Origin of the sequence: Moraxella porci DSM 25326, assembly GCF_002014855.1 — a bacterium.
Taxonomy (GTDB): domain Bacteria; phylum Pseudomonadota; class Gammaproteobacteria; order Pseudomonadales; family Moraxellaceae; genus Moraxella; species Moraxella porci.
In genome coordinates this window covers 1-26800 of the sequence record NZ_MUYV01000002.1, presented here as the reverse complement: position 1 = coordinate 26800, position 26800 = coordinate 1, and the positions used below count along the sequence as shown (strand labels likewise).

Below are 26800 nucleotides of genomic sequence, written 5' to 3'. Positions count from 1 at the left end.
GCGGCGATTGAATTTATCAAAGATACCGATTGATTGAATTGATTATGACCCTAACTGATGCTGATATCGCTCAGATGAATGAGCGTGAAAATAGCCAACCGATTGAATTTTTTCAAGATTTTGCCAAATCCATCACCATTTATGAAGATGAGGATATTTGGGTGCTGGATAAGCCTGCTGGACTATTGAGCGTCGATGGGCGACTACTCAAGGTAAGCCTACAATCTCGACTGCTACGAGTAAACCCTGAAGTCAAGCTCATCCACAGGCTAGATATGGACACATCAGGCTTGATTATCTTTGCCAAGCACAGTGATGCACAGACGCATATCAGCAAGCAGTTCATTGACCGCATTCCCCAAAAAGAATATCAAGCGGTGGTCATGGGCAGTATCGTGCTGGATGATAAAAAAGGCGTCATCGATGTGCCAGTTCGCTATGAGCCATCAACCAAGCCGCGACACATCGTGGATATGCATTGGGATAAGCGTGCCTTGACACACTATGAAGTACTGCATCACGAACTACGCCAAGACAGCACTGGCAAATCGCACCCAGTCACTCGAGTGGCGTTAAAGCCCATCACAGGCCGCAGTCATCAGCTGCGCGTGCATATGGTGCATATCGGCCATGTGATGATTGGCGATCCGATTTATGCCGAAGATACCGCCTTGGCACTCTCGCCACGACTCAACCTACACGCCCACAAGCTACGCCTAAAGCACCCCACGCACGGCGTGTGGATGGATTGGCAAAGTGATGTGCCATTTTAGCACCATAGTTATGCCCAAAAAAACGCCTGTCATCTTGTGGGATGCAGGCATTTTTTTGAACAATCATATCAGTCCAGAGATCAAAGCACACTGATACAAGCGTTTGGCTCGTGCGCCTGTTCCACAAAACACCATCACAGGCTTGGGCAGCTCATGAATCAGCTGCGCAAAGCTTGCCACTATTGCCTTATCCACGCATTCTGAGCCATCAATCGGCAGATGTGCATAGCAAATACCCACAGCTTCGGCACTGTGCTGAATGCTCTTATGGCTTGGCTGATGCTCAATTTCATCATCAAAGCGTAAGTTAATCAGGCTTTTGAAACCAAGATTGGCAAGGGTTTGGCATTGGCTTGGGTGAATTTGCTTATACAGTGTGATGGCGTGATGAGACATGGCAATTTTCCGCAAATAAATATTCCAAAAATGACTTTATAATCTATATGATTTTCAATTTTTGAATATATTAGCGAAATCCCAATCGCTTTGCAATCTTGATTTGGCATAAGCTTATGAGCGTTTGAGTGATGCCACCGCCTGATTGACGCTCAAAAATACCTGCCCTGACAGCTGTTCAATCACCGCACTATGTCTAAGCACATCCATCACAGGGCCTTTGATTTCGGCAAAGTGCAGCCGCTTAGCTGCTTTGATACATTCTTGATTAAAATCATAAAGCATCTCTTGGGCGGATAAATCGACATGATTCACCGCTGTCATAATCAGTACAATGTCATCAATCGTCTCATCTGCCATCAGCTGAGTCAGCTGTGCGTGCACGGTTTGGGCATTGCCAAAATACAGGCTCTCATCGATGCGTAATAACAGCAAGCCTGCATAAGTCGTCGCTGTATGCCGATGGATATTGCGAAAATGCTCGCTGTCGCCCACTCGTCCCACCACGGCGATATGCACTTGGTGTGTGCGATATACCATCATCGCAAAACTGGCAAGCAGACCAACCACCAAGCCGACATTGAGCCCAAAGATGATCGCTGTACCAAAAGTCAATACAAAGCATAAAGCATCCGCTTGATCGTATCGCCACGCATCCATCAGCGTCTTGGTATCAATCATACTAAAGACTGAGCTGATAATCACCGCTGCCAAGATGACATAAGGCAGTCCTGCCAAATACTGACCAAAAAACAATAAAATCAATAAGATGCCGACAGCACAAATGAACGATGCTAAAGGCGAATTGGCACCCACCGATAAGTTGAGACTGGTGCGAGAAATCCCGCCTGCCACCACAAATCCACCAAACAGTCCGCTTGCGATATTGGCAAAACCAAGCCCTTTCATCTCTTGGCTGGCATCATACGATTCGCCACGCACTCTAGCATACTGTGCTGAGATGGTGCTGCTTGAGATAAAAGCAATTAAGGCAATCAATAATGCTGATGGCAACAGCTCAATGAGCGTATTGATGCCAAATATCGGCAGTTTTGGCATCATAAGGCCTGTCGGTGGTGCGTCCAACACTCGCAGCCCAAGCTCGCCAAGCTGATACTGCCCGCTCAAATAAATGCTACAGGCAACCAAAAGAATCACAAACAGCCGATTGCCAAAGCCCATCAGTCGTGTCGGTAGCCAGCCCCACACCCACCGCTCGGCATAGCGACTGATGATGAGCAATGCCAATGCTCCAAGCCCAATCGCCAAGGTGAGCTGATGAATCGGCTGCGTATTTTGATAGATGCTGGTCGTCAGTGAAATTAGGCTATCGGTATTGATATTGATGCCCAATAGATTCTTAAACTGACTGATGATAATCAGTACCGCTGAGCCGCTGATAAAGCCTGCCGCCACACCACGACTGACGAACTGCATGATCCAGCCCAAGCGAATCAGACTGCCCAACCACAAAATCACCCCAACCATCAATGCCAAGGTGATGGCAAGTGACACATACTGCAAACTACCCGTGGCATAGTTTGATAAAGCACCAGCGGTCATGATGGCGGTGATTGCGACAGGTCCAACGGCTGAGACACTGCTTGAGCCGATATAAGCATAAACCATCACAGGTACGATGGACGCATACAGACCCATAATGGGTGGCAGGCCTGCTAGGGCAGCATAGCCTAGGCTTTGGGGAATGACAAGCACCGCCATCATCAGTCCTGCATAGACTTCAGGGATGGCGGTGCGAGGTGAGTCGATGAATTGCAAAACCCAGTTGGGTAGTAGATTTTGCAATCTCATGGATTATTCTCCGTAGATTTTGATACCTTGAGCAAAGGCACAGCCTTTTTGGCGAGCGGTGACGATCATCGCATCATGCTCACCGTATAGGCGAGATAGGGTATTTTGCTTGGTGGCACGCTGACTGCTGCCACTACCCATGCCTAGGCTGATCGTTGGGTAGATGCCATGACGACCGCCAGTAATGCCGATGCCGATACCTGTTGATGATAGGCCAATTTGTTGGTTTTGAGTTTGCTCAACCAATTTGGTGACACGAGTGACTTCTGATTGCAAGGTATTGCAGTCATAGTTTTGATAAGTCGTTGGATTGACATATTGCGGAGCAACTTGACCTGTGGTGGCACAGCCTGCCAAAACTGTCGTAGCAGCGATGCCTGCGATGAATAATGCTTTCATAAACACCTTTTGATATCAAGGAAAAAACGCTTGGCATGCATATTAAGCCTACCAAGCCAACACGGGCAATGCCCAAAATAGTTAACGGCGGGACGCACACAGCGGACTGTCAGGCGCCTGCGTCATGCCTGCCCACTCATCAGGCGTATAAGCATGAATCGCCAACGCATGCACCGTACCGCCATTGGCTGTCAGGTACGGGGCGACTTCGGCATAGACTTTTTGATGGCGAGCAGCCAGACGCAGCCCATCAAAGGCTTGACTTACAATCACCAATTTAAAATGGCTTTCTTTGCCCTCAAAGTATCCTGCGTGCATATGGCTTTCGTTTTCTAGCGTCAGATGGGTGGGGCTAAGGCTAGCCATCGCAGATTGTAGGGCAGTGGTGGTGTTTGTCATCGTCAGTCTCGGCTTGGTCGTATTAGCGTTTTGGGGCGGCTTCGTACAGCGGCATCACTGTCGGCACCAAGGCTTGTAAGTTACTGATGCGGTTAGCTGAACTTGGGTGCGTACTCAAAAACTGCGGCATTGAACCACCGCCTGATGCTTGCATCTTTTGCCATAGGCTGATCGCGGCATTAGGGTTGTAACCTGCGCGCGCCATCAGCTCAAGCCCGATGCGGTCAGCTTCGGCTTCTTGGGTGCGTGAGTGCGGCAAGTTCAGACCCAAATCGCCTGCCAAACCAACCAACTGTGCTTGACCGCTGGATAGGCCAAGGGCGCTGGCAGCGATACCGATGGCGCTCGAGGTGGCGACGCCGCGGCTGGCTTTTTCGCGTGAATGTTCGCGCAGTGCATGCGCCATCTCATGACCCATGATGGCAGCGATCTCAGCATCGGTCAGGTTTAGGCGCTCGATGATGCCAGTATAAAAGACGATTTTGCCACCCGGCATCACATAGGCATTGATTTGATTGTCGGTGATGGCATGTACTTTCCAATCCCAACTGGTGGCATCGGGGCGCAATACAGCAGTCTGTGGAATCAGATGATTGGCGATGCGGCGCAGACGCTGCACTTGGGCGTAATTGGTGTCAAGCTTGCCTTTGGCGCGCGCAGCATTGATGGTCTCAAGATACGCTTGATTAGAGAGTTGTAGAATCTGTTGACTTGACACGAGTAACAGCTGCTTGCGATCAGCACCGACTGCGCCTGCACTTGTCGTGCTGCTACAGCCAGCAATGGGCGCAATCGCCGCTGCCGATAAAGTGACAGTCAGTAGGCCTTTTTTTAGTGTATTCATCGTCATCATCCTTTTTTATTTGCCATATGGGCAAGCATCACTGAGTTCATCATACAGATGAACGGTTGTTATCTATTGTAGCGATTATAAACCAAAGCCTGTCATAAATCCTAGCCAAAACAACAAAAATTCACAAATTTATCCAAAGATCTTGTGATGGCTAAAGTTTGATCTTGGTAATCTTGCGTGGTGAGGTGTTGTCATAAAACTGTCATCTAATTTTCACAAAACCGTCATTGATCAGTCATCAAATCGTCATCTGATCTCACTAAAATACGCTTAACTTTAGTGATAACCTCCTTTTTAATTATCCAACTTTATTCATGGAGTCATGATGAAAACCAATCTAAAACTGATCAGCCTGTCTGTCGTTGCAGCCATCGCTTTGAGCGCTTGTGGTAATAACAACACTGCACAACAAGCAACCACAGAGCCAGCACCAGCCACCGCCGCACCTGCTGACAGCGCCCCTACTGCCACCGAGCAAGTCGCCATCAATATCACTGGCGCAGGCGCATCATTCCCGCAGCCTATCTATGCTAAGTGGTCAGCGGATTTCCGTGCAGCCACCAACGGCCAAGTGAACTACCAGTCTATCGGTTCATCTGGCGGCATCAAGCAAATCATCGCCAAGACCGTTGATTTTGGTGCATCGGATGCGCCTCTAACAGTAGAAGAGCTGACCGCAGAAAATCTGGTACAGTTCCCAACTGTCATCGGTGGCGTCGTCCCTGTGGTGAACATCGATGGCATCGAGCCTGGCGCACTAAAATTGGATGGCGAGACTTTGGCGAATATCTACCTTGGTAAAATCACCAAGTGGAATGACGCTGCCATCACTGCACTAAATCCAGAGTTGACCTTGCCAGATGCTGACATCACCACGGTATTTCGCTCAGATGGTTCTGGCACGACCTTTAACTTTACCGATTATCTAAATAAAGTCTCGACCGACTGGGCAAGCTCGGTGGGTGTAGATAAAGCCATCAAATGGCCAACCGCTGCCTCAGGTGCTGCTGGTAAAGGTAACGAAGGCGTGGCAAGTTATGTTGGCCGTATCAAAAACTCAATCGGCTATGTTGAATATGCCTACGCCAAACAAAATGGCATGGCGCATGTGGCACTGAAAAATGCTGCCGGTGAATTTGTACAGCCATCAGCAGACAGCTTCGCGGCTGCCGGTGACATCGACTGGTCACAAGCACCTGGCTTTAACCAAGTCTTGACCAACTCAGCGACCGCAGGCGCATGGCCAATCGCTGCTGCCACTTTTATCATCGTACACAAAAACCCAGAAAATCCTGAGCAAGTCGCTGGTGTGCTGAAGTTCTTTGACTGGGCTTACACCAATGGTGATCAGTCGGCACTGGATCTGGATTATGTTCCATTCAGCGATCAAGCAGTGAGCCTATTTAAGGCCAGCTGGAATGAGATCAAAGATGCCAATGGCAACGCTGTGTACGCACAATAATCCATAATAAATGATCACAATGCGGCTTGTCGTCAGACAGGCCCATTGTCTAAGTGGCAAATCAGTCAGAGGATTTACAGGAAATTTCCACATGACCAACCAACAATCAGCCCTGATGAATAAGCTTGCGCGCCAAAAGCGTCTGGATAGCGCCTTTGTGTGGACGACCAAGCTGTCAGCATTACTGGTGCTTTTGACCTTAGGCGGTATCATGGTATCGCTGGTGATCGGGGCGCTGCCGAGCATTCGTGAGTTTGGCTTTAGTTTTTATACCAGCAGTAATTGGGATCCCGTCGCTGGTGAATTTGGTGCCTTGGCGCCGATTTATGGCACGCTGGTGACCTCGATCATCGCTGTGGTGATCGCTGTGCCAGTCAGCTTTGGGATCGCGGTGTTTTTGACTGAGCTTTGCCCAAATTTTTTGAAAAAACCGCTGGGCATCGCCATCGAGCTGCTCGCTGGCATTCCATCGATCATTTATGGCATGTGGGGTTTGTTTGTGTTCGCCCCTTGGTTCGGTGAAACAGTGCAGCCGTGGTTGATTGATAATTTGGCAAGCTTACCAATCATCGGCCAAATGTTCGTGGGCGCACCGATTGGCATCGGTCTATTTACTGCAGGTCTTGTGCTTGCCATCATGATCATTCCATTCATCGCAGCCACCATGCGCGATGTCTTTATGGTGGTGCCAGATATGCTCAAAGAATCGGCCTATGGCATGGGTGCGACGACTTGGGAGGTGGTGACCAAAGTGGTGCTGCCTTATACCAAAGTCGGCGTCGTCGGTGGCTTGATCTTGGGTCTAGGTCGTGCGCTTGGCGAGACGATGGCGGTGACTTTTTTGATCGGTAATACCTTTAACATCAATGCCAGCTTGTTCACCTCAGGTGTCTCGATCACCTCGGCGCTGGCCAATGAATTTGCCGAAGCCTCTAGCGAGATGCACCTGTCATCATTGCTGCATCTGGGGTTGATTCTATTTGTGATCAGTTTCATCGTTTTATCGGCATCGAAGCTGATGCTGATGAAAATTGACAAACAAGCTGGAAGATGAGGATAAGTACCATGATTAGTGAAAAATCGGCATTCACCAGCCGCATTCATCTACCAAAATATCATCGCCGCCGTGCCATGAGCCGCATTGCCATGAGCCTGACAGCGTTGGCGATGGTGTTTGGCTTGTTTTGGTTGGCTTGGATTTTGGTGACTTTATTTGCTCAAGGCATTCAAGGCTTGATGACGATGCCTGTATTTAGCCTAGATACGCCACCACCGATGGCAGAGGGTGGCCTTAGAAATGCCATCGTCGGTTCGGTGATGATTTCATTTGCAGGCCTTGCGCTGGGTACGCCGATCGGGATTTTGACAGGTGTGTATTTGGCAGAGTTTGATCAAGGTGGCTGGCTTGGTCGTGCCACGCGTTTTATGAATGACATCCTGTTATCAGCGCCATCGATCGTCATCGGCCTGTTCGTGTTTGCATTGATGGTGCAAGGGCGCGGCTTTTCGGGCTGGGCAGGCGTTGTGGCGTTGGCCATCATCGTCATCCCTGTGGTGATTCGTACCACCGAAAGCATGCTGCTACTGGTACCGAATAATTTGCGCGAGGCAGGCTATGCATTGGGCGCACCCAAGTATAAATTGGTCGGCTCGATCACCCTAAAATCAGCCAAAGCAGGCGTCATCACAGGTGTACTATTGGCCTTTGCGCGCATCGCAGGCGAGACAGCACCGTTATTGTTCACCGCGCTTAATAACCAATACTTTAGCACAGACATGTCGCAGGCGATGGCAAACTTACCAAACACCATTTACCAATTTGCCATGAGTCCTTATGAAAATTGGCATGCGCTGGCTTGGGCGGCGGCTTTATTGATCACATTTGCGGTGCTGCTATTGAACATCATCGCCCGTGCATTGTCCGCTAAAGCCCATTAATTCAGCCATAGCGATGCCCGATTTGGGATCGAATTTAGCTACCGTTTGAGGAAAATTATCATGAATACATTCAACCAAAGCATCAATCCTACCATGAATACTTTGTTTACAGGCAGTCAAGTTGACAGCAAAAACCAAATCCAAACTCAAGAGCAGACTGCCGCCAAGGTGCAGGTGCGTAATTTGGACTTTTATTATGGTGATTATAAGGCGCTTAAAAATATCAACTTAGACATCGCCGACAAAAAAGTCACCGCATTTATCGGGCCATCAGGCTGTGGCAAATCTACCTTGCTTCGCACCCTAAACCGCATGTATGATCTGTATGCTGGCATGCGTGCCACTGGCGAGATCATCTTGGATGACCAAAATATCTTAGACAGTCGCATCGATGTCAATTTGCTGCGCGCACGCGTCGGGATGGTGTTCCAAAAGCCAACGCCATTTGCCATGTCAATCTATGACAATGTGGCTTTTGGCGTAAAATTGTATGAAAATTTGTCAAAGTCTGAGCTGGATGACCGCGTGGAATGGGCGCTACAAAAGTCAGCACTGTGGAATGAAGTTAAAGATAAGCTGAAAAAATCTGGCCTATCGCTCTCAGGTGGTCAGCAGCAGCGTCTGTGTATCGCGCGCTCTGTCGCTACCCGTCCAGAGGTTTTGCTACTCGATGAGCCGACATCGGCACTCGATCCGATTTCAACAGGCGCCATCGAAGAGCTGATCCATGATCTTAAACAAGACTACACCATCGCCATCGTCACGCACAACATGCAACAAGCTGTACGCTGCTCGGACTACACCGCTTATATGTATCTTGGCGATATGATTGAGATGGGCAAAACCGAACAAATCTTTAATGCGCCAAAAGTGCAGGCAACCGCTGACTACATCGCTGGCCGTCATGGCTGATTCTCTGTAGCGGCATCCGAAGTTTTTTGCCAAGCGCACTCGGTTCAATGGGATCGAGTGCCGCATCTGCCAACCTTAAAACCAGATTCACACAAATCCTCATTGATGGCTGTCAGGAAAGAAGATTTATGCTACAATCTACCCGATTTCATACACAAAAACCTTATTTGTTGTATCCAAAGGATATGTTAGGGAGTCTGCCCTCTATGAGTGCAAAAATCTTGGTTGTGGAAGATGAGCCTGCCATCAATGAGCTGATCGCCAATACACTGGAGCTGTCGGATTTTTCGGTGGTGCAGGCGTTCGATACCCAAGGCGCTTATATTGCCGTTGTTGATGAGGCGCCAGATTTGATCCTACTCGATTGGATGATGCCGCATGGCGAATCGGGCATCGATTTTGCGCGCAGGCTCAAAAAAAACCCAACCACTGCCGACATTCCCATCATCATGCTCACCGCCAAAGGTGAGGAGGATAATAAGGTCTATGGCCTAGATGCTGGCGCTGATGATTATATCACCAAGCCATTTAGCACGCGTGAGCTGATCAGTCGCATCAAGGCGGTGCTGCGTCGCACGGGCGCTGGCATGGGCAAAGAATCGATGCAGGCAGGCAACCTCACCATCAATACCGCAAGTCAGCGAGTGATGGCCGATGGCGAGGAGGTGGTGATGAGCAGCACCGAATATCGCTTGTTGTGCTTTTTTGTGACACATGCCGAGCGCGCTTATACCCGAGCGCAGATCTTAGATGCTGTCTGGGGCGGCAATGTGTATATCGATGAGCGCACAGTCGATGTGCATATCAGACGCCTGCGTAAGCTGTTGGCGCCGTTTGGCGCTGATACGCTGATCCAGACGGTGCGCGGCACAGGTTATCGCTTTTCGGATCAACGATAATGCGCCAAGCTGATGTCGATTTTAAGCAAGTCTTACACGCACTCAATGATGGCATCACCATCATCAATACGACTGACTGGGCGATTGATTTTATCAACCAAACTGCCAGATCGCTCTTGGGCATTGCAGATGATGATCTGATGTCTGGCATCGATTATTTTGGGGCGGATTTTTGTCAGCAGATTGGTCGATTGACTGCGACCGAGCCATCATTAACTCTCTACCAACATCAGGATCTGACAGGCAGCTTATTGCAGCTGACTGCGATTTATCTGAACCAATCCCAAGTCAGCATCGTCATCAAAGATCACACGCGCATGCAGCAGCTTGAGCAGATGCGCACCGACTTTGTGGGCAATGTCTCGCACGAGCTGCGTACGCCATTGACGGTGATCTTGGGTTATCTTGAAAATTTCACCATGGCTGAGGACATTAAGCCTGCATGGATGCGCGGCCTAAAGCTCATGCAAGAGCAAGCGGTACGCATGAATGATCTGATCAATGATCTGCTCATGCTATCTCGCCTTGAAAGCGATGAGACCAAGCCGATGATGGCAGTGAACATGCCGCGCCTGTTGATGCAGGTATTTGATCAAGCTCAAGCCAGCAATCAAGCAGGGCATCTGATCGATGTGCATCTGGACACCGATAAGAACATCCTAGGCATCGAGGCGTATCTGTACAGCGCGATCAGCAATCTGGTACTCAATGCCATCAAATACACGCCAGCGGGTGGGGAGATTGACATTATTTATGAGGAAGTGGGTGCAGAGGTGCATTTGAGCGTGACGGATAATGGCATCGGCATCAGCGAGGAGCATGTCGGCAGGCTTACCGAGCGTTTTTATCGTGTGGACAGTGGGCGCAGTCGTGCCACAGGCGGTACAGGGCTTGGGCTTGCCATCGTCAAACATGTGCTTAATAAGCACAATGCTAGGTTGCAAGTCATCTCAAAAGAGGGGCAGGGCTCGACTTTTCGCATCATCTTCCCAAGCAGCCACATCATCAGCACACAGACACAGGCGATATGACCCATGCCGTTATCAGACACCCAACGATTTGCCGCTGTTGATATCGGCTCTAACAGCATTCATCTGGCCATCGCAGAGCGACACGGTGATCAATTAAAGCGCGTGGCATCGATGAGCGAAAAAGTGCAGCTGGCGATGGGGCTTGATGCGCACAATCAGCTGTCGCCTGCGGTGATGGAGCGCGGCTTTGAGTGCTTGCAGCGCTTTGCTGGCAGACTTGGGGATGTCAACAGCGCGCATCTGCGTGTGGTGGCGACCAACACCCTGCGCCGTGCGGCAAACAGCCAAGCTTTCATCGCGCATGCCAATGACATTTTGCCTGCACCCATCGAGATCATCTCAGGGCGCGAAGAAGCGCGGCTGATTTATTTGGGCGTGGCGCATACTTGTCCGAGCAATAAGCAGCGACTGGTGGTGGACATCGGTGGCGGCTCAACTGAGCTGATCATCGGCCAGAATTTCACACCGCTGTTGACCGAAAGCACCCAAATTGGCGCAGTCAGCTTTAGTCAGCAGTTTTTTGGGGATGGTGTGATCAGCGCATTGGCTTTTGAAAAGGCGATTTATGCCGCCCAAAAAGAAGTCATCAAATTCGCCAGTCTATATAAAAAAACAGGCTTTGATGAGGCATTGGGTTCATCAGGCACCATCAAGACCATCGGACAGGCGCTGGCTGGCTTTGGCTTGGGTGAAGAGATCACGCTGGCAGGTGTTGAGCAGCTCAAAGCCTCACTCATCGCTTGCGCGCATGTCAATGAGATTGAGATGGAAGGCGTAAAAGCACATCGAAAGGCCATTTTCCCAGCAGGCGTGGCGATTTTATTGGCGATCATGAAGGTCTTTGGGATCCGTCTTTTGCGTTATTGTGATGGTGCGCTGCGTGAGGGTGTGATGTATGACATGTTGTCGCGCATGGATTTTCATGATGTGCGTGATGACAGTGTGGCGGCGATTATTGATCGCTTTGGGGTGGATAAAAAACAAGCCAAACGCGTCGCCAAAACCGCCGCTCAACTATTTAATCAAGTCCAAAGCGCGCTGTCGCTGCCAGCAGACGGCGAGCAAATGCTAAAAAGGGCAGCGCTTTTGCACGAAGTGGGCTTGGCCATTGGTCACAGCGGCTACCATAAGCACGGCAGCTATCTGCTTAGGCATGCCGATATGGCGGGTTTTTCTCGCACCGACCAAGAAAAGCTGTCACTGTTGGTGCGCTATCATCGCCGAGCCATCAATATGGATGACTGCGAGCGAGTCATCAAAGCTGGTGGCGTGGCATTATCCTATCTGGCGCTGCTGCTGCGGCTGTCGGTGGTCGCCAATTATGGCCGCTTTGAGCTGAGTAAGCAGCAGATACAGCTTGCCGTCGATGACAACCACTGGCACATCACCGTCAAGATTGATCGACCTGAGCATCAAGCTTGTGTCATCAACATCCAAGACGAGGCGCATTGGTTCGCCAAATGGGGCATTGAGCTGACTGTGATGGGCGCTTAATATTGCCGCATCACGCTGTAAGCCAATAATTTTGAAAAATTTTCCAAAAAATTAAAAAAAATGCTTGACGCGTGATAATTATCCTGTATAATACGCACCCATACAGCGAATGCTGATCAGCGGGAATAGCTCAGTTGGTAGAGCACAACCTTGCCAAGGTTGGGGTCGCGAGTTCGAATCTCGTTTCCCGCTCCAAATTTTAAAAAGTCCAAATCGAACGGTTTGGGCTTTTTTGTTGTTTAAAACCACAAACACCCTGACTACCCAAGACTTACTAGCCACCGAATACAGTTAAAACAATTGTACCAGTACAGGGCGATGAACATATTAGAATTGCTGGTGCAAGATATAATCGAGGGCTGGAGTTAACAAGGGAAGAAATTATGCAAAATACCTCATACGCAGACAGTATCTTAAAAAGAAAGTCCAGAATAAAAGAGTTGATAAAATGAAAATAATCAATACTGTATTGTCTATTTGCATTTGTTTTCTTATATTTTTCTTTCTAAATAGGTATGATTCTTGGGGTATTTCCGAGGGAATATGTATTTATCAGGACAGCTCCGTAGGTGTCGCCCTACTGTTATCCTCTATTTTGTTTTTGTTAAATTTTTTATTTTTCTTATTTTGGTTTTTCTTTAAACGCAAAAAATCAACCACCAACATTATATTTATTGTTGTCTCCATTTGTCTTTTGATGTATTGGCATCCTGTAACGTACAACTATTCAATAGATGCTCTATTAAAATACACCAATATCCAAATAGAACAACTTGGCGGAGTTGCTAGATGTGAATTGCAACGCAATAATGACGTAAGGTTATATGAGTCGCAAAAACCCTAAACCACGAAATATTCCATCATAATCATCAAGGCGAAACTGTCGCCACAGTTATGGGCAAAACAGTGATTTGGCGTATAATATCGGCACCAGTCTTAACACTGATGTGCACCAGTACAACATTCCCAGACATCGTATAAGAGGTTGTACTACCCCAAACTAGGAGTAACTTCTCATGACAAAACAGCGTAAGCAGTACAGCAACGAATTTAAACTAGAAATGGTCAAACCCATAGAAGAACAAAATCAGCGTGCTGTTGATGTTGCTAAGCAAATCTGTTTCAATGGTGCGTTGTGCACCCTACGCACTCGATGGTTCTGTCAATGACGACAAAATCCAAAAGGCAGGAAAAGAAAACAGGAAACTGAAATGAAAGATAATCTTTTTAATCTAAATGTACTCAGAGATGCCATTATTTACAAATACAAACTCATGGGCTTGGGAGTGAAAGATCTAAGAGAGCTACCATTTGATTTTACTACTGATTGGAATCATAACTTTTGTAATGAGTTTTCCAAGTTAAAAAAAGGAATTAATGACTTTAACAACGCTTATGCTGCAGATAAGACAAAAATAAAGTCAAGCAATTTTACCATGATTCAGGTGTGGTTAGGTCAACTTCAACACGCCCTAGCTTGTATTGTAGAAAGCATGAGAAACCTTGCTTTGCATGATAGAAATTTCCACACTGTTAAACCAATAGAATATGGTCTTGTGGAATTTGATCAGACGCCAATGACTTATAAAGTGTTTGGATTTGAGTATTTTGATTTTCTTATGGACTTCCAGCGTAATCTTATACAAATCATGGCAAGTAATATGCAAAATTCAGACACGAAAGTTTCTGAAGTCACGCATGATTATACATGGTATTTTATGGATTTGGGGTACGGATTAGAAATATTGATCGATGAATGTCGTCTTTTAAATGACTTTATGCTCCTAGATGATGATTACAAGATGTCATATATGCTCTTTAGAATTAGAAATCGTTGTTTTTATCTCGCTCGCACTATGGCTTATATATTAGAAGATGTAGATGAATGCTTTTTTATTGTTGCAAAGAGAGAAGATGAAGAGGTTGGTGTGGAAAGCAATAACGATAATTAAGTGGCAAGGTGCGTACAACGAACCATAAATCTGTTTCAGTGGTGCGTTGTACGCACTACCAGAAAAGGATATGAGAAAGTATTCAGGAATAACCAATAAGACAATAAAGCCATTATTTACAAAATAAATAATATGATGAAATTAGAATTACTGCCATATTTTTATGCATTTTCAATGTGGATTATTATCATTTCTGCATCTATTATATTGGCAAAATTATTTAAAATAAAAATTAAAAATTTCATTTTTTTAAGTTTTGCATTGTTAATAATTTTGTTAATATTCAATATCTTATTGCAGCAAGAATCAAAAAATCAAACACAAACTAGATTTTATTTTTTACTAGAAAATATAGAGCAATATAAAAGTTTGTATGGCGAATTTCCAAACGATCTATCACATCTGCAAGATGTAAATAATGATTACTACTCATGGTGCTCAAAGGATTCATCAAGAAAGATTCCTGGAAGAGGCTTGTGTTATTATCATATCAAGAATGGAGAATTTACTCTTGAGGTAATTGGAAACTATAATGATTGGTATTATAGCAGTGGTACTAAACAGATACTGGAAAATCATTTTGATAGGTGGGGTTTGTAACAATGCCTAGACATAATGGTCTGACCTCAAACGCAGTACAGCAGGGTGCGCACAGCGCACCATTAATCTAGGGTGCGGGTGTCTATGTACTGGTACAAAATGAGGATAAACCATGAGGCGATCAAGACGAAGCTTTGGTGCAGTAGAGCGTGTAACACGCACCGAGTCTGCTTATCATGACTGATAAGTTTGGGCAATAAAAATGCAGGCAATACTTAGTATCACCTGCACATGTCTTTCATCACTTATAATTGCTTGGTGCCAAAGATCTTATCACCTGCATCACCCAGACCTGGGATGATATAACCATCTTCGTTTAGGTGACTGTCTAGAGCAGCGGTGTAGATTTTGACATCAGGGTGTGCTTCATTAACCAAACGCACGCCTTCAGGGGCAGCCACCAGCACTAGGGCTTTGATGTTGGTGCAGCCGTGTTTTTTTAGCATATCGATGGTGGCGACCATGCTACCACCCGTGGCCAACATCGGATCTAGGATCAGGGCAGGGCGGCGATCGATGTCATTGACGAATTTCTCAAAAAATGGCACAGGCTCCAGCGTCTCTTCATCACGCTGTAGTCCGACGACTGAGATTTTGGCAGTCGGTAGCAGATCCAGCACGCCGTCGAGCATACCCAGACCTGCGCGCAGGATCGGCACGACGGTGACGGTTTTGCCTTTGATTTGTTCGCCAGTGATCTCACCGCACCAGCCTTGCATGGTGAAGGTTTCGATTTCAAAATCGCGACTGGCTTCATAGGCCATCAAGCGACCCAGCTCGTTGGTCAGCGTACGAAATTTATAAGTACTGGTGTCTTTTTCGCGCATCAATGACAGCTTGTGGCGCACCAATGGGTGATCGATGACTTGGATATTTAATGAGGTGGTCATAATGTTGCCTTAATAATCATTGACCGCCATCAGTCGGCGGCGTCGCTGCTAATGATACCAACTTTCCCAACAAATTGCACCCTCTGTTTGCTTGGGCGTCGGCATCAACGACCAAGGCTGTGGATCTGGCACGCTTATTTATCCAAGCGCAGATCGCCTGCCTTGATCCAGCCTTTTTTATAAAAAATCTGAGCAATCAGCCAAGTCAGCAGCGCAGGCAGTAGCAGATGAAAGGCGACGATCAGTCCCCAAGTGCCGAGCGTCGCACCCATGGCATCGAGCGTACCGATCTGGCCGACCAGACCGCTGGTACCCATGCCAGCCCCTGAGGGGATGTTGGTCATGCCAAACACTGCTGTGGCAAACGGTGCTAACACAGCGCCTGATAGCGTTGGCGGCAGCCAGATTTTTAGGTTTTTTAGGATATTGGGCATTTGGATCATGCTGGTGCCAAGACCGCACGCCATCGCACCGCCGATGCCATTATCCCGATAACTCATCACCGCAAATCCGATCATCTGAGCCGCGCAGCCCACCGTCGCCGCGCCTGCTGCCAGACCGCCCAAACCCAAGCTAATGGCGATGGCGGCACTGGAGATCGGCAGGGTCAATATCAGCCCCATCGCCACCGCGACGACGATGCTCATCACGATCGGGGACAATTCCACCGCCCACATAATAAACTCGCCCAAAGACACCATCATCTGATCAATGGCAGGACTGATAAAGGCCGCGACCGCCATGCCGGTGATGAGCGTGGTGGCAGGCGTGACGATGATGTCAAGCGGTGCGGTACGATGCACAAATTTGCCAAACTCAGCACCGATCAGTGCCGCCACGAATGCGCCCACAGGCCCACCCATTGCCGCGCCTGCAAAGCCTGTGGTGATCGAGGTGAACAGTACCAAAGGCGGTGCTTTTAGGGCATAAGCCACGCCTGCACCGATGGCAGCACCCATCAAGCTTTGGGCTTGAGTGCCGATGTCGATGAGCCAAGGCAGATTTGTCCATGTGCCGATGTTTTTGATGATCAAGCCCAAAATCAGCGAAGAAAACAAACCCAGCGCCATAAAATTAAGCGCCTCGATGCCGTATCGCTGCCATGAGATGACGATGTTTTGTTGTGCCAAATGGGTTTTGAGTGAAAAATTTGCCATGATAAATCCTTTGTGAATCGTGGGCAGTTGCTCAAAATTTGCTTAAAATTTGTACATTATAAGCCAAATTCTCCAAAAATGCGCATCAATTCTGACAAATTTTTGTTGTTGGATTTTGTGCCGATGGCTGTACAAATATGAAATACGCCCTCAATTTTCTGCTAAAATAACAGCTTTTGATGACTTTTTAATACTTTTTTGATGGCGATCAATAATGACAAAACAGACAAAACAAGCAGATGCTGTGGGCGCACTTGATGATAAGGCGACAGCTGACATCATCGATCAGATGCGTGCTTTGATCGATGTTCTAAAAAGACACAACCACGCCTATTATGTGCTGGACAATCCGACCATCAGCGATGGTGAGTATGATGGCTTAAGACGACAGCTGATCGCCCTTGAGACTGACCATCCCTCACTGATCCAAGCGGATAGTCCGATACAGACGGTGGGCGGTGAGCCGTTGCCGTTTTTTACGCAGGTGGCACATGATATTCCGATGCTGTCATTGGGTAATGTGTTTGATGCTGAGGATTTGGCAGGTTTTTTGCGTCGTGCCAATGAGCGATTGGGCAATACAGTACCTGAATACGAGATGGAGCTGAAGCTGGATGGCTTGGCAGTGTCACTCAAATACGAGCATGGTCAATTTGTGCAGGCGGTCACTCGTGGCGATGGACAAGTGGGCGAGGATATTACGCACAATGTTCGCACCATTCGCAATCTGCCTTTATCTTTACCAAGCTGTGCTGAGATCGCGCTGCTTGAGGTGCGTGGCGAGGTGCTGATGCCAAAGGCGGGTTTTGACAAGCTCAATCGTGACAGCCAAAAGCGTGGCGAGAAGACTTTTGCCAATCCACGCAATGCCGCCGCTGGCTCACTTAGACAGCTCAATCCTGCCATCGCAGCGGCTCGCCCACTGGCGTTTTTTGGTTATTCGGTGAACCAAGGCTTGCCAGAGGGCATCGACACGCAGTCAGGAGCGATGGCTTATCTTAGTCAGCTTGGCTTTGAGACATCACCGTTTGAAGTGGCGACAAGTTTTGATGAGATTCAGCAGTTTTATCAAGACACCATCGCAAACCGTGCCAATTTGCCCTTTGAGATTGATGGCATGGTGATCAAGGTCAACAGCCTAGTTCTACAAGAGCGATTGGGGTTTTTGAGCCGTGAGCCACGTTGGGCGACAGCGTACAAATTCCCTGCAGAGACTGTGCCGACACGCCTACTGGATGTCGAATGGCAGGTGGGACGCACCGGTACGCTGACACCGGTGGGTAAGCTTGACCCTGTCAATGTCGGCGGCGTGACGGTGAGTAATGTGACCTTGCATAATTTTGGTGAGATTACACGGCTTGGTCTGATGATTGGTGATATGGTCAATGTACATCGAGCTGGCGATGTCATCCCCAAGGTCTCAGGCAATATTCTTGAGCTGCGTCCATCGGATGCACGAATGATCAGCTTGCCGAGCGCTTGCCCTGTCTGTGATTCGCCTGTGGCACTGCCTGAGGGCGAGGCTTTGGCTCGTTGCACAGGCGGTCTGTACTGCGCAGCTCAGCAGCAAGAGGCGCTGATTCATTTCGTCGCTCGTCGTGCGATGGATATTGATGGGCTTGGCACATCGTGGCTGATTAAGTTTTTTGAGATGGGGATTGTCAAGACGGTGGCGGATATTTATCAGCTCCACACTCGTGCTGACGAGCTGATGCTCATCGAAGGACTTGGCGAAAAATCCGTCACCAAGATGCTATCTGCCATCGAAGCATCCAAAGCGACGACCTTGCCACGCTTTATTTTTGCGCTGGGTATTCGAGGTGTGGGCGAGAGTACGGCATTGAACCTTGCCCAAGAATTTGGCGACCTTGCGCCGATTATTCAGGCGGATTTGACCCAATTACAAGCCGTGCCTGATATTGGTGAGGTGACCGCAGAAGCGATTTATGAATTTTTCCGAGCACCGCACAATATCGAGGTGCTGGATGCACTGCTTGAGGCAGGGATTCATTGGCCAGTGGTGGATGCCAGTGCCAAGGCTGATTTGCCTTTGGCGGGTGAGACTTGGGTGGTGACAGGCACGCTTGGTAGTATGGGGCGTGATGAAGCCAAAGATAAGCTTGTCGCACTAGGTGCCAAAGTCGCTGGTAGCCTCTCTGCCAAGACCACACGACTGCTTGCCGGCGAAAAAGCAGGCAGTAAGCTTGATAAGGCGACAAGTCTTGGTGTGACGGTGGTGAGCGAAGATGAGTTTTTGGCATTGTTGTCACAATTTTCTTAAGATAAATTCCAAAGACAAACTCAAGGATAACTTGCAAAAACTGCACAGGAGGCACTGATGAAAACATCCAATCAAAGCGTTGCCATGCTTGGGCTTGTGGTTGGCTGTGTGATTTTTGGCATGGGCAGTCTGATCGTGGCACACGTGTCTGTCGGCTCGTATGCGATGGCATTTTGGCGGTTATTGATTTCATCACTGGTGTTTTTATTCCTTGCCAAGTGCTATCGTCAAGCCTTTCCGACACACCCAAAAGCCGTGCTGTTTGCGCTGCTATCAGGGGCGGCATTGGGGGCGGATTTGGCACTGTGGCATGAGAGTATCCATGCGGTGGGGCCAGGGATTTCGACACTCTTAAACTCATTGCAGATTTTCTTTTTGGCGTTCATTGGTTTTGTGTTTTATCAAGAAAAACAAACCAAATTTCAGCTGATCAGTCTTGTACTTGCCGTCATCGGTGTGGGGTTGATTGCCAGTCCTGAGTTTGCACATAATATCCAAGCAGGTTGGGGGTTTGTCTCAGGTATTGTTTCGGGGGCGTGCCTTGCCGTTTCGATGACTTGGATACGCCAGACGCATCAGTATCAGACAGTGGCGATATTGCCACTGATGGCACTGGTGGGTATCGGCGGTGCGGCGGCGGTCGCCCCTGTGATGTGGCTTGTCGATGCTGGGCGTATCATGCCGACGACATGGGCGGATATCGGCTGGATTATGGTCTATGGCACACTGATGCAGTGCGTGGCGTGGGGTTTGATTGCGTATAATATTCCCAAGCTGAGTCTGGCTTTGACAGGATTGCTCTTGCTGTCTGAGCCAGTGGCGGCGTTGGTGCTCGATTATTTTTGGCTGGATAAAGCCATCAGCGGGCTACAGTGGGGCGGTGCGGTCTTGACGATGTTGGCAATTTATCTGGGTTCGCTTAAGGCAAAATCAGCGCATTGATGGATAATCTGGAGTGTGGTATGAAATTTCTAATCTTTTTGGGTTCGGTACGCCAAAGTACGCCGCCGTCGCCATCTCGACTTGGTGAGCGAGTGGCAAAAGCTTGCCAAGCGTGCCTGCAAGCTACTTTTGATGATGTAAGCGTGGAAATTATTGACCCATTGGATTATCCGCTAGAGCCAATTTTTAAGCCACATTTTGCTTATCGTGCCAGTCAGGCGCCTGAGCCATTGCAAATGCTTGCCCAAAAAATTCAATCAGCCGATGCTTATGTGATGGTCAGTCCAGAATATAATCATTCGATGAGTCCTGCTTTGATGGATTTGTTGAATCATTTTGGTAGTTCGTTATTTGGATTTAAGAGCAGTGCTATTGTGACTTATTCAATGGGACAATGGGGTGGTGCCAGAGCGGCGGTGAATATGCGTACCTTTTTGGCAGAATTGGGTTGTTTGCCTGTATCTGCGATGATACACATACCCAAAGCACATGAGGTATTCGATGAGTCGGGCAACTATCTGCAAGGTGTTGATGCGTCATCTTGGCAGCAGTATCTACAGCGGACTTTTTTGCAGCTGCATTGGTGGGCGGTGGCAAGCCAAAATCAGCGTCGCATGACAAATCCGCACAAGCTGACGCCACCATTTGCTCACCGCCCCGATGAGCGAGATGCTCCAGTATCCGAAGACGACCACGAAGCTGATATTTTATAAGCTTACTTAGCCGAGACAATCTCAATCGGCAGCACCAAGCCTTCGGCAAATTTATCGGCAATCACATACTCATGCGTCTCGTTGACGACATCAGGTGTGACTTGGATGATGAGTGCAGGTTTGTCGCCATCGCGAAAGCTGTGGGCGATGTATTTGCCAGTCAGCTGGTCTAGAATTTTACCCAATGCTTCAGGGCTTGCCATGGATAGTGTCATGGCGTACTGTGCTTGTTCTGGGCTTAGGTTATAGGCTTTGGCATAGTTCATCACAGGTTGTGAATCTTTGGCAAAGGGATAAGCAAAACTGCCTGCATCCACACGCTCGGTTTTGGTATCGATATATGACCAGTCAATTTGGGTTTTGCCATCGGCGGTGGTTATGGGTTTGGCGGTCGGCGTATCGGCATCTTGGGTGGTGACATCAGCTGCCTTGAGTTCCTTTAATAACGCATCGACATCGTGCGGATCCGTGCCTTGCTCGGTGTTTGCACTTTGCGTTTCATCATTGGTGCCGGCTGTTGTATGATCAGTACTGACAGCAGCGGCTTGTTGTAAGTTTTTTTCGCTATTATCGGCACAAGCGACAAGCATAAGCGATGCACAGATGATGGCGATGGCGTGTTGACTGATTGACATAATTCCCCCGATTAGATATCCAGCGTAAGTTTGGTGCTAGATTTTACCGAATTCATCACAAATTGGCTATTAAAAGTTGCTACATTATTCTCGCCAGTGAGATTTTGGCGAGTGAATCGGTGATAGTCTTGCATATCTTGATTGGCGACGATCAGCACAAAATCATAATCCCCTGAGATCTCATAACAGCTCATCACCTGCGGATGTGCCGCCATCAGCCGCTCAAAGCGGTGCTGCATTGGCGTGTTTGAATTAACCATCTTAATCAGCACAAGCACAGTCAAAGGGCGACCAACTTTCACCGCATCGACGATGGCGACAGTGCGTTCGATGATTTTGGCATCGGTCAGCTGACTGATGCGTCGTTGTGTGGTGGCGATGGATATGCCAAGTTTTTCGGCGATGGTTTTGAGCGGTAAGGTGGCATTGTCTTGTAACAGATTTAAAATTTTTTTGTCGATGTCATCAAGTGTATGCATAATAGTCACTTTTTTCAAAAATATGAGAAATTTTATCAATATCTATGAATTTTTGCAAAATAAATTCAAATTCTGCCAAAAATATGCTGATAAATTCTCATGATGGCTTGTTACAATAAGCGTCAACTTCGCACCGATAACGAGCCAATTTATGACCACACTGATCCAAAAATACACAGGGAATCTGGCACTGATGCACAAAGTCTCATTGCTCAAGCAAAACACCATCGTCATCGGAGTAATCCTAGCGGTACTGTCCAATGTGCTGTTTGGCGTGCTGTATGCGTATGGCAAATGGATGGCACCGCTGTCAGGGACGCAGGTGTTTTTGTGGCGGATGGTGATGATGTGGGGGTGCTTGGCGTTGTTTTTGGCGATGACGGGCAAGATGGCAGAGTTTCGTGCTGAGATTGGCGCCATCAAGGGCATTAAGTCATGGCTGTATCTGCTTGTGCCGACTCCGATTCTTGCCAGTCAGCTGTGGCTGTTTATGTGGGCACCGGTCAATGGGCAGAGCATTCAGGTGTCGATGGGTTATTTTTTGTTCCCATTGGCGATGGTGCTTGCTGGATTTTTGGTGTTTCGTGAACGCCTAAGCCGACTGCAGTCACTGGCGGTGGTATTGGCAGCGGCAGGCGTGGCGTTTGAGATTTATCGTACGAGTGGGGTGAGTTTTGCGACTTTGTGGGTGTGTGGCACTTATCCGATTTATTATGTGATGCGTCGCAAGCAGGGCATTCGTGCTTTGACAGGCCTATTTTTTGATTTGTCCATCATTGCGCCGATTTGTCTGATCTGGATCATCAGCACGGATGCCATCGATGTGGCGTCAAATGGCGTACTGCTTGCCAAGGCGGTGGGGCTTGGGGCAATCAGCGTGCTTGCGATGGCGACCAATCTACAAGCAGGGCGACTGCTGCCTGTGAGCCTGTTTGGGATGCTTAGCTACCTTGAGCCTGTGCTCTTGTTTTTCTTGTCCATCACGGTGCTGGGTGCGGTGTTTAGCCCATCGATGCTGATTAGCTATGGCTTGATTTGGCTTGCGGTGATGTGTCTGATTATCCAAGGCGTACTTACCAATCGCAAAAAGCATGATGGTAAGCATACTTAAACATCCAAAAAGCCGATTGGTTTGACAATCGGCTTTTTGCTATCAGTAGTTATCACAGCTTACTCATTGATACTTATTTGTCAATTTCGTCATCGACATATTGACTGATCTCGACCAAATTACCATCAGGGTCACGGCAATACACCGAGTGAATCTTGCCCACTGCACCAGTGCGTGGCACGATGCCATTTTCTAGAATCTCAATCTCATGCGACTGCAAAATCGCCATCACTTGATCCAGTGGCGTGTCGGTCAGCAGGCAAATATCAATCGTGCCTGTGTTGGCGTGCTTGGCATTGGGTAGGATTTCGTTGCCTTTTTGGTGTAGGTTGAATTTTTGTTGCCCAAAGCACAATGCCTTGCGATTGTCGCCAAAGGTAGTTAGCGTCATACCAAGCACTTGGGTATAAAACGCAATCGTACGCTCCATATCAGCCACAGTCAGTACGATATGGTCAATGGCGGTGATATTCATTCTGATTCATCCCTGTTCATGAATTTATAGTTTGTCAGTAGCCTTGGTTTTTAAAGCCACGCTGTTTATCACGGGCAAAATCACGATCTTTGAGCGTCGCTCGTTTGTCGTGTAGCTTTTTACCCTTAGCTAGGGCGATTTCACATTTGACACGGCTATTTTTCCAATAACATGACAATGCCACCACCGCATAGCCTTTTTGGTTGACTATACCAAACAGCTTATCAATCTCACGGCGATTGAGCAGCAGTTTACGCGTGCGAATATTGTCAGGATGCACATGCGTTGAGCTGGTCAATAGTGGCTGGATGTGCGCCCCGAACAAAAACGCTTCGCCATTTTTAAAAATCACATAACTTTCGGTAATGCTCATTTTGCCTGCACGAATGGATTTGACTTCCCAGCCTTCAAGCACAAGGCCTGCTTCAAACGTTTCTTCGATAAAAAACTCATGCCGTGCCTTTTTGTTGGCGCAGATTTGATTGCTTGGTTTTTTTGCCATGTGTTATCCTAATACTTTTAAATTTGCTGATTGATGGCATTATAACAAAATTTTTGGCAAATGGGCGAGATTTGCCAAATTCCAATTTGACCAAACCCATGCTTGCATCGATGGGTAAAATTTTGCTAATATGCCATCAACAGTTATCATTCATCATAGTCATCAAGGAAATCCCATGCTAGACAGCAAACCAACCCTGCAAACCCTGCTAGATCACCGCTCAATTCGCAAATACACCGGCGAGCCGATTTCTGATGAGATGCTCACTGCTGTGCTTGAAGCAGGCCGTGCAGTGTCAACATCGATTTTTTGCAGGCAACGAGCATCATCCGAGTTGTCGATCCTGCCAAGCGTACCGCACTGCGTCAGATTTCTTGTGATATGAGCGAAGATCAGTACAATCAAGCACTGGCGGATGGCAAGCGATTGGGCCATGGTTATGTCGAAGACTGTGCTGAATATTTGGTATTTTGTATGGATGCACACCGTCATAATCAGCTGGCGGATGTACAGACCGATTGGACAGAAGTGGCGGTGATTGGTGCGATTGATGCTGCTTTGATGGCACAAAATGTCCTAGCTGCCGCCGAGAGCCTAGGGCTTGGCGGTGTGTTTATTGGCAGTTTGCGTAATGACATTCGCCGTGCAGGTGAAATTTTGGGCACGCCAAAGCACGTCGTGCCGTTGTTTGGTTTGTGCTTAGGCCATCCTGATATGTCATCAAAAATCAACCAATCTCAACGCCCACGCCTACCGCTGGATGTTTTGGTATCGACCGACACTTATCAAGTGGCCAGCGATGAGACCTTGGCGGCTTATAATGAAGTGGTCAAGGGCTACTATAATGGCCGTGGCATCGAGATGGATTGGAAAGACCAAATCGCCAGCACTTTTGGCGGAGATGTGCGTCCGTTTATGCTTGAGTATTTACAAGAGCAAGGTTTTTGCAAACGCTAAGCGTATTGGCTTATCAATCATCATGACAGCTAAGTGCTTTGCTGATTTACCAAGCTAATCAAAATGTACGCAAAAAAGCAGAATGGCACAGTGATCGCCGTTCTGCTTTTTTGTGATAGAAATTGTACCAAAATCATCTGCAAATATTCTCATCATATCCAAAATTTGTTACCATAGTCATTTTATTGATAATCATAAGGCGGCCATTATGAGCCAAACGCCAAGACGCGTGCTGTATCCAGGAACATTCGACCCAATCACCAATGGACATATTGACTTGGTCAATCGTGCACTCAAACTGTTTGATGAAGTGGTGATTGCAGTGGCTTTTGCCCATCACAAAAAACCCTTGTTCGATTTTGATGAACGGGTGGCGATGGTCAAAGCATCCTTTGACAACCCAAAGATTTCAGTTGTGCCATTCGAAGGCTTGCTGGTTGAGTTCGCGCGTGAACAAAAAGCGAGTGCGGTGCTTCGTGGGCTGCGAGCGGTGAGCGATTTTGAATACGAATTTGGCTTGGCAAGCATGAACCGCAGCTTAGATGAGCAGTTTGAAGCGGTATTTTTGACACCGTCGCAGGAATATTCATTCGTATCATCGACACTGGTGCGTGAAGTGGCAAAGCTTGGCGGCGATGTCAGTAAATTTGTCCCGCCTGTCGTGCTTGATGGTTTTGCCAATAAATTTGCCAACAAGGGGTAATTATGGCACTAAAAATCACCGAAGAATGTATCAACTGCGATGTCTGCGAACCTGTTTGCCCCAATGATGCCATCTATGCAGGCGAGGATATCTATGTGATTAATCCAGCACTGTGTACAGAATGTGTCGGGCATCATGACACACCGCAGTGTGTGGATATTTGCCCTGTCGATTGTATCCCAAAAGATCCCGAGCATCCAGAGACGCAAGATGAGCTGATGGCAAAGTACCAAAAACTCACCGCAAACGCCTAATCTGTGCTATAATCAACACTTGGCAGACCAGACAATCGCTGTCCGACCACTCAATTTAATTGGCATGATAAGTTGCTATACCCATGCAAATACAGTTAAATTCAGTGGTCGGAGGGAGGAAAGTCCGGGCTACACAGGGCAGCGTGCTAGCTAACGGCTAGGGGGCGAAAGCCTACGACCAGTGCAACAGAGAACAGACCGCCAACGCCAATCGGCACGGTAAGGGTGAAACGGTGGGGTAAGAGCCCACCGCATGACTGGCAACAGCTCATGGCAAGGTAAACTCCACGCGTAGCAAGACCAAATAGGTGTCCAATCGGTTGCCCGCCGAGGATACGGGTAGGTTGCTCGAGCGTGTCAGCGATGGCACGCCTAGATGAATGATTGTCCACGACAGAACCCGGCTTATCGGTTTGCCAATTTATTTATAGTAGTTTAAAGTGGCGATTACTGGGAAAATATAGCCCAAATCGTCTCTCAACTGTGATGGTTATCCATAACATCACAAAAATTTTGCAAAATCACAAATTTTTGTCAAATTGTTGTTGACAAGGGTAAACTTTGTGCTATAATTTGCGTCCTGTAACGGCGATGTAGCTCAGCTGGTTAGAGCGCACGACTCATAATCGTGAGGTCAAGAGTTCAAGTCTCTTCATCGCCACCAAATATTATAAAAATTTTAAAATTAGTGCTTGACATTCAATTTTAAATCATTATAATAAGCATTCTGACCTGACGAAATTAATTAAATTTCAACAGATCAAAAAATTCAAAAAAAGCT

The 26800-nt window shown here is 47.7% G+C and carries 28 protein-coding genes, 2 tRNA genes, 1 other RNA gene and 1 pseudogene; 21 read left to right on the top strand and 11 right to left on the bottom strand.

Annotated features, from left to right (window positions below; all coding sequences use genetic code 11):
• Positions 1–44 precede the first annotated feature (44 nt).
• Complete coding sequence (locus B0681_RS02905) at positions 45–773, top strand: RluA family pseudouridine synthase (protein WP_078317256.1); 729 nt, start codon at positions 45–47, stop codon at positions 771–773.
• A gap of 63 nt (positions 774–836) precedes the next feature.
• Here B0681_RS02905 and B0681_RS02900 read toward each other — a convergent pair whose 3' ends face one another.
• The 5 genes from B0681_RS02900 to B0681_RS02880 all read right to left on the bottom strand — a co-directional run bounded on the left by B0681_RS02900 (position 837) and on the right by B0681_RS02880 (position 4623).
• Positions 837–1169, bottom strand: coding sequence for a beta-lactamase hydrolase domain-containing protein (locus B0681_RS02900; RefSeq protein ID WP_078317255.1), 333 nt, complete (start codon positions 1167–1169; stop codon positions 837–839).
• A 114-nt stretch (positions 1170–1283) separates the two neighbouring features.
• On the bottom strand, positions 1284–2981 hold the full coding sequence (locus B0681_RS02895) for a SulP family inorganic anion transporter (protein WP_078317254.1): 1698 nt from the start codon (positions 2979–2981) through the stop codon (positions 1284–1286).
• Between the two features lie 3 nt (positions 2982–2984).
• Complete coding sequence (locus B0681_RS02890; protein ID WP_078317253.1) at positions 2985–3380, bottom strand: hypothetical protein; 396 nt, start codon at positions 3378–3380, stop codon at positions 2985–2987.
• An 81-nt stretch (positions 3381–3461) separates the two neighbouring features.
• On the bottom strand, positions 3462–3779 hold the full coding sequence (locus B0681_RS02885) for a BolA family protein (RefSeq protein WP_078317252.1): 318 nt from the start codon (positions 3777–3779) through the stop codon (positions 3462–3464).
• Positions 3780–3801: 22 nt separating this feature from the next.
• Complete coding sequence (locus B0681_RS02880; protein WP_199174113.1) at positions 3802–4623, bottom strand: M48 family metallopeptidase; 822 nt, start codon at positions 4621–4623, stop codon at positions 3802–3804.
• Positions 4624–4957: 334 nt separating this feature from the next.
• Here B0681_RS02880 and pstS point away from each other — a divergent pair, with 334 nt between their 5' ends.
• The 11 genes from pstS to B0681_RS02830 all read left to right on the top strand — a co-directional run bounded on the left by pstS (position 4958) and on the right by B0681_RS02830 (position 14920).
• Positions 4958–6094 carry a phosphate ABC transporter substrate-binding protein PstS gene (pstS, locus tag B0681_RS02875; RefSeq protein ID WP_078317250.1) on the top strand — a complete coding sequence of 379 codons (1137 nt, stop codon included), beginning with the start codon at positions 4958–4960 and terminating at the stop codon, positions 6092–6094.
• Between the two features lie 91 nt (positions 6095–6185).
• Positions 6186–7148, top strand: a complete 963-nt coding sequence (gene pstC, locus B0681_RS02870; protein ID WP_078317249.1) for a phosphate ABC transporter permease subunit PstC — start codon at positions 6186–6188, stop codon at positions 7146–7148.
• 11 nt (positions 7149–7159) lie between these two features.
• Positions 7160–8032: a phosphate ABC transporter permease PstA gene (pstA, locus tag B0681_RS02865; RefSeq protein WP_078317248.1), complete on the top strand. Its 873-nt coding sequence runs from the start codon at positions 7160–7162 to the stop codon at positions 8030–8032.
• Between the two features lie 93 nt (positions 8033–8125).
• Positions 8126–8944 (top strand): phosphate ABC transporter ATP-binding protein PstB, encoded by an 819-nt coding sequence (pstB, locus tag B0681_RS02860; RefSeq protein WP_078317384.1) that lies wholly within the window; start codon positions 8126–8128, stop codon positions 8942–8944.
• Between the two features lie 206 nt (positions 8945–9150).
• On the top strand, positions 9151–9843 hold the full coding sequence (phoB, locus tag B0681_RS02855) for a phosphate regulon transcriptional regulator PhoB (RefSeq protein ID WP_078317247.1): 693 nt from the start codon (positions 9151–9153) through the stop codon (positions 9841–9843).
• Entirely contained in the window at positions 9843–10874 is a 1032-nt protein-coding gene (gene phoR, locus B0681_RS02850) for a phosphate regulon sensor histidine kinase PhoR (protein WP_078317246.1), read from the top strand. Before phoB ends, phoR begins: the two co-directional genes overlap by 1 nt.
• A 3-nt stretch (positions 10875–10877) precedes the next feature.
• Positions 10878–12368: a Ppx/GppA phosphatase family protein gene (locus tag B0681_RS02845; RefSeq protein ID WP_078317245.1), complete on the top strand. Its 1491-nt coding sequence runs from the start codon at positions 10878–10880 to the stop codon at positions 12366–12368.
• Between the two features lie 119 nt (positions 12369–12487).
• Positions 12488–12563: transfer RNA gene (locus B0681_RS02840), tRNA-Gly, on the top strand.
• An 821-nt stretch (positions 12564–13384) separates the two neighbouring features.
• On the top strand, positions 13385–13537 hold the full coding sequence (locus B0681_RS10295; RefSeq protein ID WP_114144940.1) for a transposase: 153 nt from the start codon (positions 13385–13387) through the stop codon (positions 13535–13537).
• A 42-nt stretch (positions 13538–13579) separates the two neighbouring features.
• Positions 13580–14320 (top strand): hypothetical protein, encoded by a 741-nt coding sequence (locus B0681_RS02835; protein WP_078317244.1) that lies wholly within the window; start codon positions 13580–13582, stop codon positions 14318–14320.
• A 132-nt stretch (positions 14321–14452) separates the two neighbouring features.
• Positions 14453–14920: a hypothetical protein gene (locus tag B0681_RS02830; RefSeq protein ID WP_228143845.1), complete on the top strand. Its 468-nt coding sequence runs from the start codon at positions 14453–14455 to the stop codon at positions 14918–14920.
• 245 nt (positions 14921–15165) lie between these two features.
• Here B0681_RS02830 and upp read toward each other — a convergent pair whose 3' ends face one another.
• Together upp and B0681_RS02820 are read right to left on the bottom strand one after the other, a co-directional pair.
• Positions 15166–15810, bottom strand: a complete 645-nt coding sequence (gene upp / locus B0681_RS02825; RefSeq protein ID WP_078317243.1) for a uracil phosphoribosyltransferase — start codon at positions 15808–15810, stop codon at positions 15166–15168.
• A 134-nt stretch (positions 15811–15944) separates the two neighbouring features.
• Entirely contained in the window at positions 15945–16967 is a 1023-nt protein-coding gene (locus B0681_RS02820; RefSeq protein WP_078317242.1) for a PTS transporter subunit IIC, read from the bottom strand.
• A 214-nt stretch (positions 16968–17181) separates the two neighbouring features.
• Here B0681_RS02820 and ligA point away from each other — a divergent pair, with 214 nt between their 5' ends.
• From ligA to B0681_RS02805, 3 genes are read left to right on the top strand one after another with little or no spacing between them, the layout of a single operon-like run.
• On the top strand, positions 17182–19248 hold the full coding sequence (gene ligA / locus B0681_RS02815) for an NAD-dependent DNA ligase LigA (RefSeq protein WP_078317241.1): 2067 nt from the start codon (positions 17182–17184) through the stop codon (positions 19246–19248).
• A gap of 57 nt (positions 19249–19305) precedes the next feature.
• Positions 19306–20190, top strand: a complete 885-nt coding sequence (locus B0681_RS02810) for a DMT family transporter (RefSeq protein ID WP_078317240.1) — start codon at positions 19306–19308, stop codon at positions 20188–20190.
• 20 nt (positions 20191–20210) lie between these two features.
• Positions 20211–20903 (top strand): NADPH-dependent FMN reductase, encoded by a 693-nt coding sequence (locus B0681_RS02805; protein ID WP_078317382.1) that lies wholly within the window; start codon positions 20211–20213, stop codon positions 20901–20903.
• A gap of 2 nt (positions 20904–20905) precedes the next feature.
• Here the strand turns inward: B0681_RS02805 and B0681_RS02800 are convergent, their stop codons facing one another.
• On the bottom strand, positions 20906–21538 hold the full coding sequence (locus B0681_RS02800; protein WP_078317239.1) for a hypothetical protein: 633 nt from the start codon (positions 21536–21538) through the stop codon (positions 20906–20908).
• Between the two features lie 11 nt (positions 21539–21549).
• The gene (locus B0681_RS02795; protein WP_228143844.1) at positions 21550–22017 is read right to left on the bottom strand and encodes an Lrp/AsnC family transcriptional regulator; all 468 of its coding nucleotides are present in this window, start codon (positions 22015–22017) and stop codon (positions 21550–21552) included.
• A 151-nt stretch (positions 22018–22168) separates the two neighbouring features.
• On the opposite strand from B0681_RS02795, the gene rarD reads away from it, so the two are divergent.
• A complete protein-coding gene (gene rarD / locus B0681_RS02790; protein ID WP_228143843.1) occupies positions 22169–23128 on the top strand; it encodes an EamA family transporter RarD in 960 nt (319 codons plus the stop codon).
• Positions 23129–23201: 73 nt separating this feature from the next.
• Here the strand turns inward: rarD and B0681_RS02785 are convergent, their stop codons facing one another.
• Together B0681_RS02785 and smpB are read right to left on the bottom strand one after the other, a co-directional pair.
• Positions 23202–23603, bottom strand: a complete 402-nt coding sequence (locus B0681_RS02785) for a VOC family protein (RefSeq protein WP_078317238.1) — start codon at positions 23601–23603, stop codon at positions 23202–23204.
• 34 nt (positions 23604–23637) lie between these two features.
• Positions 23638–24105 (bottom strand): SsrA-binding protein SmpB, encoded by a 468-nt coding sequence (smpB, locus tag B0681_RS02780; protein ID WP_078317237.1) that lies wholly within the window; start codon positions 24103–24105, stop codon positions 23638–23640.
• Between the two features lie 175 nt (positions 24106–24280).
• Here smpB and nfsA point away from each other — a divergent pair.
• The 5 genes and pseudogenes from nfsA to B0681_RS02755 all read left to right on the top strand — a co-directional run bounded on the left by nfsA (position 24281) and on the right by B0681_RS02755 (position 26683).
• Positions 24281–25062: pseudogene (gene nfsA / locus B0681_RS02775) on the top strand (oxygen-insensitive NADPH nitroreductase).
• Between the two features lie 208 nt (positions 25063–25270).
• Positions 25271–25765 (top strand): pantetheine-phosphate adenylyltransferase, encoded by a 495-nt coding sequence (coaD, locus tag B0681_RS02770; protein ID WP_078317236.1) that lies wholly within the window; start codon positions 25271–25273, stop codon positions 25763–25765.
• A 2-nt stretch (positions 25766–25767) separates the two neighbouring features.
• Positions 25768–26019: a YfhL family 4Fe-4S dicluster ferredoxin gene (locus B0681_RS02765; protein ID WP_078317235.1), complete on the top strand. Its 252-nt coding sequence runs from the start codon at positions 25768–25770 to the stop codon at positions 26017–26019.
• Between the two features lie 19 nt (positions 26020–26038).
• Positions 26039–26443, top strand: an RNA gene (gene rnpB, locus B0681_RS02760) — RNase P RNA component class A.
• A 163-nt stretch (positions 26444–26606) separates the two neighbouring features.
• Positions 26607–26683 (top strand) — tRNA-Met (locus B0681_RS02755).
• Positions 26684–26800 lie beyond the last annotated feature (117 nt).